The following is a 13,201-nucleotide window of genomic DNA, read 5'->3' on the forward strand; positions in this document are numbered from 1 at the left end:
GCGGGGTTCCAAGTGGCGCGGCCTCGAACGCGTACGGGGCGCCCGCCCGGGCAGGCGGAGGGACATGAAGGCATCGAAAGTCGCTTACAAGCCGGTCGCCCTGGTTCTGGGGGCCGGGGCCGGACTCCTGGCCGGGACGCTGTTCAAGCAGGTGTGGAAGCTCGCGGGGCACGAAGACGACGCCCCCGATGCCATGGACGAGGAACGCCGGTGGCGCGAGATCCTGCTCGCGGCGGCGATCCAGGGGGCGATCTTCGCCCTCGTCAAGGCCGCCGTCGAGCGGTCCGGCGCCGTGGCCGTCCGCCGTGTGTCGGGCACCTGGCCCGCCTAGACCGGTCCGCTCAGTACCGCAGGGTGGTTCCCGCCAGTTCCTGCCCAGGCATCCAAGGAAATTTTCCGTACTGAGTGCGGTTTGCTGCGTGTAGCGGTCTTCCGGCCGGGCATTTCCATGGTGAATCGTCAATACAAGAGGGGAAGGGGAGGCCGTGCTGCTCTCTCATCTGTTCGACGGCGGCGTTCTGATCGTCCGGCTGCACGAAGGCCTTGATGTCGGCACGCGCGGCGCCGCCGTCTGGGAGTTCGAAGCGCTGCTCGGCAGCTACCGGCCCCGTACCGTCGTGATGGAACTGCCCCCGGCCGCGGGCGCCGCCGTCGTGAGCACCGTACTGCGCGCCGAACGGCTGTGCCGGGCGGCCGGGGCCTCGCTGGCCCTGGTGGCGCGCCAGCTGTCCGAAGCGCAGGGCGCGCTGCGGTCGCACGGGCTGGAGGTGCACGCGACGGCCTCCCAGGCGATCCAGTCCGTCGAGTCCGCCCGGTCCGACGCGGACCGGGACGCGGCGGCCGCTTGATCCCGGTCCGCCGGGTTTGCCGCCGGGGAGACCGGTAAGGCGCAGCACATGGTGCGATTCGGATACACGATGATGACCGAGCAGGCCGGCCCCCGGGAGCTGGTGGAGCACGTGGCCGCCGCCGAACGGGCGGGGTTCGACTTCTCCGTCACATCCGACCACTACTCGCCCTGGCTCGCCGCCCAGGGGCACTCCTCGTACGCGTGGAGTGTCCTGGGAGCCGCCGCGCAGGCCACGACGACCATCCCCCTGATGACGTACGTGACCTGCCCGACGGTGCGCTACCACCCGGCGGTCGTGGCCCAGAAGGCGGCGACGCTGCAACTGCTGTCCGAAGGGCGCTTCCGGCTGGGCCTCGGCTCCGGAGAGAACCTCAACGAGCACGTCGTCGGCCCCGGGTGGCCCGCCGCGCACGTGCGGCTGGCGATGCTGGAGGAGGCGGTGGAGATCATCCGGGCCCTCTTCGCCGGCGGCGGCGTGAACCACCACGGGCAGTACTTCGACGTCGAGAACGCCAGGCTGTGGGACCTGCCGGAGCGGCCGCCGCCCATCGGCGTCGCGGTCTCCGGGGACCGCTCCTGCGACCTGGCGGGCCGGCTCGCCGACCTGGTGATCGCCATCGACCCCGAGCGGGAACTCCTGGAGGCGTTCGACCGCGCGGGAGGCGCCGGCAAGCCCAGGGTGGGCCAGCTGGCGGTCTGCTACGACCCCGACCGGGACGCGGCCGTCGCCCGCGCCCACGAACAGTTCCGCTGGTCGGCGGGCGGCTGGCGGGTCAACGCGGAGCTGCCCGGACCCGCCGCGTTCGACCAGGCCACGCGGTACGTGAGACCCGAGGACATCGCGGAGTCGATCCCCTGCGGGGACGGGACCGACGAGTTCGTCGAGGCCGTCCGCCCGTTCGCGGACGCCGGGTTCACGGAGATCGCGCTCGTGCAGGTGGGCGGAGCACACCAACGCCCCTTCATCGACTGGGCCGAGGGCGTCCTGCTCCCCGCCCTGCGCGCATCGTTCGACCCTAAGGCCCACTGACCACTGACCGGAGGCGCCATGGGCGGCATGCGGGACTGACTGACAGACCCGGACGACCCGGACGAACGACCCTGACCGACACGAAGGAAGTGACCGTCGTGCGCATCGCGTTTCTCGTCGCCCCCGAGGGCGTGGAGGAGATCGAACTCACCGAGCCCTGGAAGGCGGTGCTCGACGCCGGCTGGGAGCCCCGGCTGGTGTCCACCGAGCCGGGCACGGTCCAGGCCTACGACCACCTCGACAAGGCCGGCACCCACCCCGTGGACGACGTCCTCGACAGCTCCGCCCCCTCGGCCGGGGACTTCGACGCGCTCGTCCTGCCGGGCGGGGTCGCGAACCCGGACGCGCTGCGCGTGAACGAGGACGCCGTCGCCTTCACCCGCGGCTTCTTCGAGGCGGGCAAGCCCGTCGCCGCGATCTGTCACGCCCCCTGGACCCTGGTGGAGGCCGACGTCCTGCGCGGCCGGACCCTGACCTCCTGGCCCAGCGTCGCCACCGACATCCGCAACGCGGGCGGCACCTGGGTGGACGAGGAGGTCCGGGTCTGCCGCCAGGCGCCGGCGACTCTCGTCACCAGCCGCAAGCCGGACGACCTGGAGGCCTTCTGCAAGGCCCTCGTGGACGTCTTCGGCGGCTGACCGCCGCGCCGCCGTGACTGGCCGGCGACGGTGAGGGGGGATCGACAACCCCGACCGAAAGGCGATGCATCATGCGAGCGACCCTCATCTACGGCGCCGGCGACGTACGCGTCGAGAACGTTCCGGACCCCGTCCTGCGCGAGCCCACCGACGCCCTGGTGCGGGTCCTGCGCTCGTGCGTGTGCGGCAGCGACCTGTGGCCCTACGGCTCCAAGCCCGCCGCGGAACACGGCGACCGGATCGGCCACGAGTTCCTCGGCGTCGTCGAGGACACCGGCGCCGAGGTGACCGGGCTGCGCCGGGGCGACGTGGTCGTGGCCCCCTTCGTGTGGGCCGACAACACCTGCGACTTCTGCCGCGAGGGACTGCAGACCTCCTGCCGCCACGGCGGCTTCTGGGGCGCGCAGGACGTCGACGGCGGCCAGGGCGAGGCCGTGCGCGTCCCGCAGGCCGAGGGCACCCTTGTCAAGCTGCCCGTCGGGGAGGACTCGGCCCTGCTGCCGTCGCTGCTGACCCTCTCCGACGTGTTCCCCACCGGCCACCACTGCGCGCTCACCGCCGGCGTCGGACCGCGTACGACGGTCACGGTGATCGGGGACGGCGCCGTCGGACTGTCCGCGGTACTGGCCGCCAGGCGGCTCGGCGCCGAGCGGATCATCCTGATGGGCCGCCACAAGGACCGCACCGATCTCGGGCGTGACTTCGGCGCCACCGACGTGGTCGAGGAGCGCGGCGAGGAGGGCGTCGAGAAGGTGCGCGAGCTGACCGGGGGCGACGGCACCCACACCGTCCTGGAGTGCGTCGGCCTCAGGCCCGCCGTCGAGACCGCCTTCGGCGTCGTGCGCGACGGCGGCACCATCAGCCGGGTCGGCGCCCCGCAGTACCCGGAGGTGCCCATGGACCTCCAGGTGTTCTTCCGCAACATCACCCTCACCGGCGGCGTCGCCCCCGCCCGCGCGTACATCGAGGAACTGCTGCCCGACGTCCTGGACGGTGCGGTCGAACCCGGCCGCGTCTTCGACCGCACCGTCGGCATGGACGACGTCCCCGCCGGCTACCGGGCGATGGCCGACCGGCAGGCGCTGAAGGTCCTGATCCAGCCGTAACGGCCCCGGGACGGCGCCGGGACTCGGGCCGGGAAGGGCCCAAGTGCCCCGCACCGACGGGACGTTCGGCCCTACGGCGGCGAGGCGGCCGTTCCTAGGCTTGGGGCCATGATCGCCACAAGGAAACCGCGGCCCAACGGTTCTCCGCACCGGCGTGACGTCCGGTCCGCCGGGCGGATCCGGAACCCGGAATTCCGACACCTCGAAACGGCCGTCGGCGCGCGGCCGGGGCCGCCTCCCAAGGCCGCGAGCGCGAGCCCGGCTTCGGGGCCGGAGGGAGGCGGCCGCCATCGGCTCCGGCGGCACACCGCCCGTGCTCACGCCCCACGCCCCGGCTCCGTACGGCCCATCCCACCACACCCCACCGGCCTTGCAGGCGGCGGGCGTTCGACGGCGCGGATCCGTTTCCGCAGTGCCCCTCGGGGGGTACGGGTCAGGGGACTTCCGGCCACCATAGGGGTCCAACGTAGGGGTACTGACGGCATTGACCCTCTGCTAGACATGAGTACAACGGAACACGCGTACGGACGCGGTGGAAGAGTTCGGCCAACGAACCAGCGTGCCGCGTCCGCGCCGGAACAGGGAGTCTTCATCCCCTTGATCGACAAGCAGAATGCCGACGGCTGGATCCGCCGCTACCACGCCGCGGACGAAAGCCCGATCCGACTGGTCTGCCTCCCGCACGCCGGGGGATCCGCCTCCTTCTACTACCCCATGTCCCAGGCGCTCGCCCCCGAGGTGGACGTCCTGTCCGTGCAGTACCCCGGACGCCAGGACCGCCGGCACGAGCCGGGAATCACCGACATCGGCGTCTACGCCGACGCGGTGACCAGCGCGCTCGTACCCTGGCTGGACCGTCCCCTGGCCCTGTTCGGCCACAGCATGGGCGCCGTCCTCGCCTTCGAGGTGGCCCGCCGCCTCGAACGCGAGCACCGCTTCGACCCCGTCCACATCTTCGCCTCGGGACGCCGCGCCCCGTCGAGCCACCGCCCCGAGACCGTGCACCTGCGCGACGACGACGGCATCGTGGCCGAAATGCGGGAGCTCAGTGGAACCAACGCCGCGATCCTCGGCAACGAGGAGATCCTGCGCATGGTGCTCCCCGCTATCCGGAGCGACTACACCGCGATCGAGAACTACCGGGCCGCGCCCGAGGACACGGTGAACACCCCCATCACCGTGCTGACCGGCGAATCCGACCCCCGGACCAGCCGGGAGGAAGCCGACGCCTGGCGAGGACACACCCGCGCGGCATTCGACATCCACCGTTATTCCGGGGGCCACTTCTTCCTCGCCCAGCATCAGCCGCAGATCCTGAAGGTCGTTTCCGAGGAGCTCGCAGCGGCCGTCCGAAAGGGCTGAGCCGCACGCCGGGAAGCCGCAAGACCAGCGGTACCCCAGACGGCGAACGGGGACGAGAACGGGCCCCGAGGCCGGGCCGGACAGCCCTCCCCGCACGGAGGGAAACTGGCCCCGCCCCGGCGGCCCGCCCCGCCCACGAGGCGGGACGCGAGGAGGAACGACGCAGTGCAGCGCAGCAGCACACGTACAGAAGACTCGGGGGAAGGGAACCTGTTGGTGGCAAGGCTGGTCGAGCGCGACAAGCAGTGGGAGACGCTGGACGACCTGCTCGGCAGCGCCCGGCGGGGCCGCGGACGCGTCGCCGTCGTCAGCGGGCCGATCGCCGGCGGCAAGACGACCCTGCTGGAGCACTTCACCGAACACGCCATGTCGGAAGGCGTGCTGGTCCTCGAAGCCGCCGGATCCCGCGCGGAGCGCTACCTCCCCTTCGGCATCCTGCGCCGCGTCCTCGACAGCGCCGGGCCACTGGAGCCCGCCGTCCACGCCGAGGCCACCGCCCTGCTCGACGGCGTCGCCGCCCAGATCGCCGACGCCGAGGACGCCACCGGCGGCGTCGAGGCCGGGATGCGGGTCCTCCCGCACATCTGCGCCTCGCTGCTGCGGATCGCCCGGGACCGCACCCTCGTCATCGCCGTCGACGACGTCCACCACGGCGACGAACTCTCCCGCGCCTTCCTGCTCTGCCTCGCCCGCAGGGTCCGGCAGGCCGGCGTCCTCATCGTCCTCACCGAGGCCGTACGACTGCTGCCCGCCCAGCTCGCCTTCCACGCCGAGCTACAGCGCCAGCCCCACTGCACCACCATCCGGCTGCCGCTGCTCAGCGCGGACGGAACCGGACGCGTACTGGCCGGCCACTTCTCCACCGCCGCCGCCCAGCGGGTCTCCGCCGGCTGCCAGGAAACCACCGGCGGAAACCCGCTGCTGGTCAAGGCCCTGCTGGAGGACGGCCTGACGGTCCTCGGCGACAGCGAGCCGTTCCAGCCGCTCGCCCCCGCCGAAGCCTTCGAACGCGCCGTGCTCGACTGCCTCCACCGGGGCGACCCGGAGACGCTGGCGATCGCCCGCGGCATCGCCGTCCTCGGCGACACCTGCCCGCCCCTCGTGCTCAGCCGCATCACCGACGTCCACGTCAAGACCGCCGAACTGGCCGTCCAGGACCTCAACCGCTGCGGCATCCTGCGCGGCGGCGCCTTCCGCGAGGCCGCCACCCGCGCCGCGGTGCTCGCCGCGACCCCGACCGGGGCACTGTCCCTGCTCCACCAGCGCGCCGCGCGACTGCTGCACCAGGAAGGCGCACCCGCCCTCGACATCGCCCGCCACCTCCTCGCCGCCCGCAAGCCGGTGACGGACTGGGCGATCCCCGTCCTCCAGGAAGCCTCCGAGTACGCCCTCGTCGAAGGCGACCCGCAGCTGGCCCTGCGGTGCGGAGAGCTCGCCGTCGACTCCTGCCCCGAGGGCCCCCGCCGCACCGCCCTGAAGTCCCGCCTGGTCAGCATCGTCTGGCGCAGCAGCCCGGTCGCCGCGGAGAGCCACCTGCGCCAGCTGTCCCGGGAGTTCTGCGCCGGCCGGCTCACGGACCGCGACCTCCTCCACGCCGTGACCTGCCTCGCCTGGATCGGGGAGGCCCGGCAGGCCGGCGAGGAGATACGCCGCCTGCAGAGCGCCGCCGAGGAAGCCCGGGACGCCGGGCGGCCCTTCGCCTACCGTCCCGCCACCCTCGCCGCCGCGCAGAGCTGGCTGTCCGTGGTCAGCCCGCCGGTCCGCGAGGCGTTCGCGACCACCGGCGCCCCCTACGCCGACCGGACCGGCGCCCCGCGGACGCCGGCCCCGGCGGGCGCAGCCCCGTACGACATGCCCGACGACGCCCACATCCCGGCCGTCGAGGCCATGCGCACCGCGCTGCGCGGCGGCCAGGGCGAAGCGGCCGTCGCCGAGGCCACCCGGGTGCTCCAGCGCTACCACCTCAGCGACCGCACCCTCACCCCCCTCGTCCTCGCCGTACTGGCCCTCGTCTACGCGGGCCGCCTCGACCTCGCCCTCACCTGGATCGACCGGCTCCTCGGCGAATGCTCCGCCCGCAACGCCCCGACCTGGCAGGCGGCCCTCGGCGTGGTCCGGGCCGAGGTCGCCCTCCGCCAGGGCGACCTGCCGGGCGCGGCCGCCCAGGCCCGCCAGGCCATGTCCCTCATATCGGCGCAGTGCTGGGGCGTGGCCATCGCACTGCCGCTGGCCATCCTCATCGAGGCCGAAACCCAGATGGGCAACCTCGACGAGGCGATGAGCCTGCTCGAACAGCCGGTGCCCGACACCATGCTGGAAACGCAGGTCGGGCTGCACTACCTGCGCGCCCGGGGCCGCTGCCACCTCGCCACCGGCCGCTACCACGCCGCCGTCCGCGACTTCCTCACCTGCGGCGAACTGATGCAGACCTGGGGCATGGACGCCGTGGAACTGGCGCCCTGGCGGCTGGACGCCGCCGAGGCATGGCTCGCCATCGGCAACGTCTCCCGCGCCCGGCAGTACGTCGAGCAGCAGAAGCAGCGCGAACCGGGCCCGCCCGGCAGCCGCGCCCGCGGCGCCCTGCTGCTCGCCCTCGCCCGTACCAGCGGCGACCTCGCCTACCGCGTCAAACGGCTCACCGAATCCGTCGAGGCCCTGGAACAGGGCGAGGACCGGCTCCAGCTGGCCGTGGCGCTCGGGGAACTGGGCAGCGCCCACCGCGCCGCCGGGGACTTCAACCGCGCCCGGATGCTCGTACGCAAGGCCTGGCACGTCGCCAAGTCCTGCGGGGCGCAGCCGCTGTGCCTGCAGTTCACCCCCGGACAGGGCGACGGCGAGGCCGTCCCCGCCCCGCCCGGGCGCGAGGCGGAACCGGCGGCCGGCGAGGCCGAGGCGCTCTCCGAGGCCGAGGCGCGGGTGGCCCTGCTCGCCGCGCGCGGTCACACCAACCGTGAGATCGCCACCAAGCTGTACGTGACCGTCTCCACCGTCGAGCAGCACCTGACCCGGATCTACCGCAAGCTGAAGGTCAAGCGGCGCCGCGACCTGCCCGCCCGGCTGTGGGACCTGAGCCTGCCCGGCACCGCCTGAGACCCGGACGCGAAAGCCCGGCCGTACCCCTGGGGCGGGGTACGGCCGGGCTTTCGCGTCCGCGGTCCCTCAGGACAGCAGGCCCCGCTCCAGCGCCGTGATCACGGCCGCCGTGCGGTCCGACACCGACAGCTTCTTGAACGACCGCAACAGGTGCGTCTTGACCGTCGCCTCGCTGATGAACAGCCGGCGCCCGATGTCCGCGTTGGTCAGACCCTGCCTGACCAGCTGCAACACCTCGCACTCCCGCTCCGACAGCACCGGCGCCTCCACCACCCGGGCCCGGAACAGCTTCGGCGCCAGCGACGGCGTCAGCACCGTCTCACCGCGCGCCGCCGCCTTCACCGCGTTCACGAGCTCCTCGCGGGAACTGCCCTTCAGCAGATAGCCCGCCGCGCCCGCCTCCACCGCACGCAGGATGTCGGCGTCGTCCTCGTACGTGGTCACGATGACCACCTTGCTCCGCGGCGACTCCCGCAGGATGTGCCCGGTCGCGGCCACCCCGTCCATCGCGCCCATCCGCAGGTCGAGCAGGACGATGTCCGGCCGCAGCCGGCCGGCCTGCAGCACCGCCTCCTCACCGGAACCCGCCTGCCCCACCACCCGGATGCCCTCGTCCAGCTCCAGCATGGCGCTCAGGCCCTCCCGGACCACCGGATGGTCATCGGCGAGCAGCACCCCGATCGGTTCGCGCTCACTCACCGGCCGACCCCCGCGCCACCGGGCCCAACGGCACCGTCACCTCGATGACCGTGCCCGCACCCGGGGTGCTGCTGATCTGTGCCATGCCGCCGATCTCCTCCACCCGGGCCCGCATGCCGCGCAACCCGAAACCGTTCCGCTCGCCGTCCGCCCCGCGCTCCCGCGCGTCCGCAGGCTCCGGGCCCCGCCCGTCGTCCTGCGCACGGAAACCGGCGCCGTCGTCGCGGACCACCAGCCGTACCGTGTCCGGCGCGAACGCCACCAGCACCTCCACCCTACGGGCGTCCCGCGCGTGCTTGCGCACGTTGGCGAACGCCTCCTGCGCCGAACGCAGCAGCACCACGCTGACCGCCATCGGCAGCGACCGCTCCTCGCCGCGGGCCGAGCACCGCACCGTCAGCCCCGTCTCCTCCCGCAGCAGATCGGCCTGGCGCCGTACGGCCTGCACCACCGAGCTCTCCCGCAACGGCGGCGGGGTCAGCGCGGAGACGAACCCGCGGGCCTCGGCCAGGCTGTCCTGCGCGACCCGGCCCGCCAGCCCGAGCCGGGACCGCGCCCGCTCCGGATTGCCCTCCACCTCCGACTCGGCCGCCTGCACCAGGCTGATGATGCTCGTCAGGCTCTGCGCCAGGGTGTCGTGGATCTCCCGGGCCAGCCGCTCCCGCTCGGCGGAGATGCCGGCCTGGTGGGACAACCGGGCCTCGCGCTCCCGGCTGCGCCGCAACTCGTTGATCAGTTCGCCCCGGTCGTTGCTCTGCCGCACCACCCGGGTGATCCACAGGCCCAGCAGCACCGACAGGGCGATGCCCAGCAGCGATATGGGCAGCACCGAAAGGATGTGGGGATCGAACTCCCCGCCCCGCAGCCACACCACCGTCACCGGCCACAGGTTGGCCAGTACCACCAGCACGATCGCCGGCGGCACCGACAGGCTCATCATGAGCATGGGCACCACCGCGAACAGCGCGAAGGAACCCGCGAGATCGAGCATGCTGGCGGAGCCGAACAGCAGGAGCAGCCCGGCGGAGAACACGATGCTCCGCCGCCCCTCCGTCCGGTGGACCATCAGCCTCCGGCCGAGCCCCGCGTACCAGGGCACGATCAGCGTCAGCGCACCGATCGCGAGGGCCCGGTGGGCCTGGCTCTCGGCCGAGGTGAACAGCAGGATGAGGGTGACGAAGTACGAGGCGGCGAAATAGCCGTCCCACAGGCCGAACCAGCGGCTTCCCGAGTCCGGACCGTAGTTCGCGGCCGTCCGCGGGACCTCCGCCTGAGAATCTATGTGCACGGCACAAGTCCTACCACGAGGTCCGCCGGTGTCCGTCGATCGGTTGACAGCCGGTCCCACCGATCGGTCGTCCCCCGGACCCGGCCGCCCCGCCTACGTTGGAACCAGCGGAAGGAACCGCGACAAGGGATTCCGAGGGAAAGCGGAAAGGACGGGTCAGGTCACGTGGGTCAGTTCACTACGGCGCTCATCACCTGCGGATCGATCCTGGCCGTCATCCTCGCGACCGACTCCGGCAACCGGCGCATCACCGCGACGAGGATCGCCGGCCCCACACTGGTGGCTGTCCTCGTCGCCGCCGCTTGCGTACACTCCTTCCCGACAGCGGGCAACGACACGTCGCTGCACCTCGCCAGCATCGGCATGGGCGCCATCTGCGGTCTCGGCGCGACCTCCCTGCTTACCGCCCACCGCGACAGCGCGGGAGACATCCGCAGCACCGGCGGACCGGGCCACGCTGCGGTCTGGACCCTCCTCTCCACCGTCCAGATCCTCTTCGCGTACGGCTGCGAGCACTGGTTCGACGCCTCCGTGACCCGCTTCACCACCGACTACCAACTCAGCGGCAGCGAGGTCCTCGTGAGCTCCCTCGCCCTGATGTCGCTGTCGATGGTGACGGCCCGGGCCGCCGTCCTGCTGTCCCGGCTGCGCACCGTACGCACCGCGACGGCACCGGTCGCCGACCGGGGAGCGAACTGAAAGCAATGCGGTACGAGTCGACCGGCGACGAATCAGAATCCTTCAGGAACCAGGGTGAGGCAGTGCTAGACAACCAAGAACTGAGGCTCCGTCCGCCTCGCAACCGGGTCGAGAGCCGTGCGATCGGGTGGTGGACCCTCCAGTCCTCCCTGTTCGCGCTGCCGCTCCCGCTCGTGTTCGGCGTGCTGTACCTCACCATCGGACCGGCCCGGTTCGTCTTCGGACCGCTCTTCCTCGCCGCCCTCGTCCCCGGCCTCCTCTACATGGGCGTCATGCCCATATGGCGCTACCGGGTGCACCGCTGGGAGATGACCGACGAAGCCGTCTACGCCGCCTCGGGATGGCTCTGGCAGCGCTGGCGGGTCGTCCCCCTGTCCCGCGTCCAGACCGTCGACATGCTCCGCGGCCCGCTCCAGCAGATGTTCCGGCTGTCCGGCATCACCGTCACCAGCGCCTCCTCCTCCGGCGCCGTGAAGATCAAGGGACTGGACCACGGGACCGCCACCGAACTCGTGGAGCAGCTCACCAGGTCCACCCAGGCCGTACCGGGAGACGCCACGTGACACCGGACACCGCGGTACGAGAGGCGGAGCACGCCCAGGACGACCCGTGGGGGCGGCTCAACCCGCGCCTGTTCCTCGTCAACCTGAGCGTGGTGGCCACACCGCTGGTCACCTTCGGAGCCACCACCGTCCTCACCGGCGGCGAGGTCAACCTCCAGGTCCTGATCACGTGCGCCACGTTCCTCATCACCTGCCTCGTCATCTCCGGCATCAGCCTGATGCGCCTCATCACCACCCGGTACCGCATCACCGAAGACCGGGTGGAACTCCACAAGGGATGGCTCTTCCGCAGCCAGCGCTCCGTACCCGTCGACCGCATCCGCAGCGTCGACCTGACCGCCAACCCCCTCCACCGGATCTTCGGCCTCACCTCCCTGAAGGTCTCCACCGGCGACCAGGCCTCCTCCGGCGGCGGCCTGTCCCTGGACGGCCTCAGCAACCGCGACGCCGACGCGCTGCGCAGCCGGCTCAGCGAACTCCGCCACGCCCGCCAGGGGCTGCGGACCGCCGACGGCGACACCGACACCACCATCGCCGAACTCGACTGGGCGTGGCTGCGGTACGCACCCCTGACCCTGTGGGGCGTCGGCGGCGTCTTCATCGCCGTCGGCAGCGTCTACCGCACCCTGCACGAGATGAAGATCGACCCCCTCGAACTCGGCATCGTCAAGGACCTGGAGGACCGCTTCGGCTCCGTACCGCTCTGGTACGGCATCCTCGTGGCCCTCCTCGTCATCGTCCTGATCGGCGTCGCCGGCTCCACGGCCACCTTCATCGAAGGCTGGGGCGGCTACCGCCTCGACCGCCCCGAGACGGGCATGCTCCGCGTCCGCCGCGGCCTGCTCATCACCCGCTCCGTCAGCATCGAGGAACAGCGGCTGCGCGGCGTCGAGGTGGCCGAGCCGCTGCTGCTGCGCTGGGCCGGAGGCGCCCGCGTCAAGGCCGTCGCCAGCGGCCTCGGCGACGAGGACGAGAACAGCAGCCGCAGCCGGCTCACCCCGCCCGTACCCCTGGCCCTGGCCCGCCGGATCGCCGCCGACGTCCTCGGCGCAGAGGTGTCCCCGACCGACGAGGCGGACCTCGCACCGCACCCCCGCGCCGCCCTGCGGCGCAGGATCAACCGCGCCCTGCGCTGGGTCGTCCTGATCGCCGCACCGTTCGTCGGCCTCGGCCTGTGGCTCACACCGGCCCTCGTGCACACCGGCTGGATCACCGCCCTGGTGCTCCTGCCCGTCTGCCTGGCCTTCGCCCACGACGCCTACCGCAACCTCGGCCACGCCGTCCACGGCCCCTACCTCGTCACCCGCGCCGGCACCTTCACCCGCCGCACCGCCGCCGTCCAGCGCGACGGGATCATCGGCTGGTCCATCACCCGCTCCGTCTTCCAGCGCAAGGCCGGCCTGCTCACCCTCGGAGCCGCCACCGCCGCCGGAAGCGGCGTCTACAAGGTCCGCGACGTCTCGGTCTCCGAAGGCCTCGCCCTCGCCGAAGAGGCGGTACCCGGCCTGCTCGCCCCGTTCATCGAACGGCACCCCGCCCGCCGCTGACCCCCGACGGCCACCACCCCCGATAACCAACTGGCGCACCCCCGGGAGACGGAGGGGCGGTCCCCCCCGGCCGCCCCTCCGTCTCCATGTCCGCCCGCTCCCGGACGGCGAATCCGGAATCGGCCGATGACAAAGACATTCGGAATTCTTGCAATCGCCCACACTCCGGGGGCATTATGATGCGGCGCGCCCACTGAATCACGACGCCTTTCACGGGGCCCCGCATAGGGGCCCGTAGGGGACCGTTAGGGGTTTCTGTGGAGCCCCTCCCGTGCCAGGGTCATCTCTGGTCTTAGGTTTCTCTGCACGGAGTGATGGAGCGCGCG

At 72.3% G+C, this 13,201-nt stretch carries 12 protein-coding genes; 10 read left to right on the forward strand and 2 right to left on the reverse strand.

The genetic code is table 11. The annotated features are described in order from the left end of the window. Positions 1-64: 64 nt before the first annotated feature. The 7 genes from IE248_RS22380 (at position 65) to IE248_RS22410 (ending at position 8,076) form a co-directional block, all read left to right on the forward strand. The gene (locus IE248_RS22380; protein ID WP_073794078.1) at positions 65-331 is read left to right on the forward strand and encodes a DUF4235 domain-containing protein; all 267 of its coding nucleotides are present in this window, start codon (positions 65-67) and stop codon (positions 329-331) included. A 154-nt stretch (positions 332-485) separates the two neighbouring features. Beyond that, positions 486-848, forward strand: coding sequence for a hypothetical protein (locus IE248_RS22385; protein WP_190031509.1), 363 nt, complete (start codon positions 486-488; stop codon positions 846-848). A 48-nt stretch (positions 849-896) separates the two neighbouring features. Further along, on the forward strand, positions 897-1,880 hold the full coding sequence (locus IE248_RS22390) for an LLM class F420-dependent oxidoreductase (RefSeq protein WP_190031510.1): 984 nt from the start codon (positions 897-899) through the stop codon (positions 1,878-1,880). A 98-nt stretch (positions 1,881-1,978) separates the two neighbouring features. Then, positions 1,979-2,518 carry a type 1 glutamine amidotransferase domain-containing protein gene (locus IE248_RS22395; RefSeq protein WP_190031511.1) on the forward strand — a complete coding sequence of 180 codons (540 nt, stop codon included), beginning with the start codon at positions 1,979-1,981 and terminating at the stop codon, positions 2,516-2,518. Between the two features lie 71 nt (positions 2,519-2,589). Beyond that, the gene (locus IE248_RS22400; RefSeq protein WP_073794083.1) at positions 2,590-3,624 is read left to right on the forward strand and encodes a zinc-binding dehydrogenase; all 1,035 of its coding nucleotides are present in this window, start codon (positions 2,590-2,592) and stop codon (positions 3,622-3,624) included. A 597-nt stretch (positions 3,625-4,221) separates the two neighbouring features. Next, positions 4,222-4,986: a thioesterase II family protein gene (locus tag IE248_RS22405; RefSeq protein WP_008742472.1), complete on the forward strand. Its 765-nt coding sequence runs from the start codon at positions 4,222-4,224 to the stop codon at positions 4,984-4,986. 216 nt (positions 4,987-5,202) lie between these two features. After that, entirely contained in the window at positions 5,203-8,076 is a 2,874-nt protein-coding gene (locus tag IE248_RS22410; protein WP_229895455.1) for a helix-turn-helix transcriptional regulator, read from the forward strand. A 69-nt stretch (positions 8,077-8,145) separates the two neighbouring features. On the opposite strand, the gene IE248_RS22415 is transcribed toward IE248_RS22410, so the two are convergent. Both IE248_RS22415 and IE248_RS22420 read right to left on the reverse strand, forming a co-directional pair. Next, on the reverse strand, positions 8,146-8,778 hold the full coding sequence (locus IE248_RS22415; RefSeq protein WP_008742470.1) for a response regulator: 633 nt from the start codon (positions 8,776-8,778) through the stop codon (positions 8,146-8,148). After that, positions 8,771-10,066 (reverse strand): sensor histidine kinase, encoded by a 1,296-nt coding sequence (locus IE248_RS22420; protein ID WP_073794084.1) that lies wholly within the window; start codon positions 10,064-10,066, stop codon positions 8,771-8,773. Before IE248_RS22420 ends, IE248_RS22415 begins: the two co-directional genes overlap by 8 nt. Before the next feature lie 165 nt (positions 10,067-10,231). Here IE248_RS22420 and IE248_RS22425 point away from each other — a divergent pair, with 165 nt between their 5' ends. From IE248_RS22425 to IE248_RS22435, 3 genes are all read left to right on the forward strand, one after another. Beyond that, positions 10,232-10,765: a hypothetical protein gene (locus IE248_RS22425; RefSeq protein ID WP_190031512.1), complete on the forward strand. Its 534-nt coding sequence runs from the start codon at positions 10,232-10,234 to the stop codon at positions 10,763-10,765. Between the two features lie 62 nt (positions 10,766-10,827). After that, complete coding sequence (locus IE248_RS22430) at positions 10,828-11,328, forward strand: PH domain-containing protein (protein WP_008742467.1); 501 nt, start codon at positions 10,828-10,830, stop codon at positions 11,326-11,328. Next, the gene (locus tag IE248_RS22435; protein WP_190031513.1) at positions 11,325-12,875 is read left to right on the forward strand and encodes a PH domain-containing protein; all 1,551 of its coding nucleotides are present in this window, start codon (positions 11,325-11,327) and stop codon (positions 12,873-12,875) included. The genes IE248_RS22430 and IE248_RS22435 overlap by 4 nt, the downstream gene beginning before the upstream one ends. Positions 12,876-13,201: the final 326 nt, after the last annotated feature.

The organism is Streptomyces goshikiensis (genome assembly GCF_014650555.1).
GTDB classification, from domain to species: domain Bacteria; phylum Actinomycetota; class Actinomycetes; order Streptomycetales; family Streptomycetaceae; genus Streptomyces; species Streptomyces goshikiensis.

Coding starts and splice junctions, on each gene's coding strand:
- IE248_RS22380 (WP_073794078.1), top strand. CDS start 65: ATGAAGGCATCGAAAGTCGCTTACAAGCCGGTCGCCCTGGTTCTGGGG.
- IE248_RS22390 (WP_190031510.1), top strand. CDS start 897: ATGGTGCGATTCGGATACACGATGATGACCGAGCAGGCCGGCCCCCGG.
- IE248_RS22400 (WP_073794083.1), top strand. CDS start 2,590: ATGCGAGCGACCCTCATCTACGGCGCCGGCGACGTACGCGTCGAGAAC.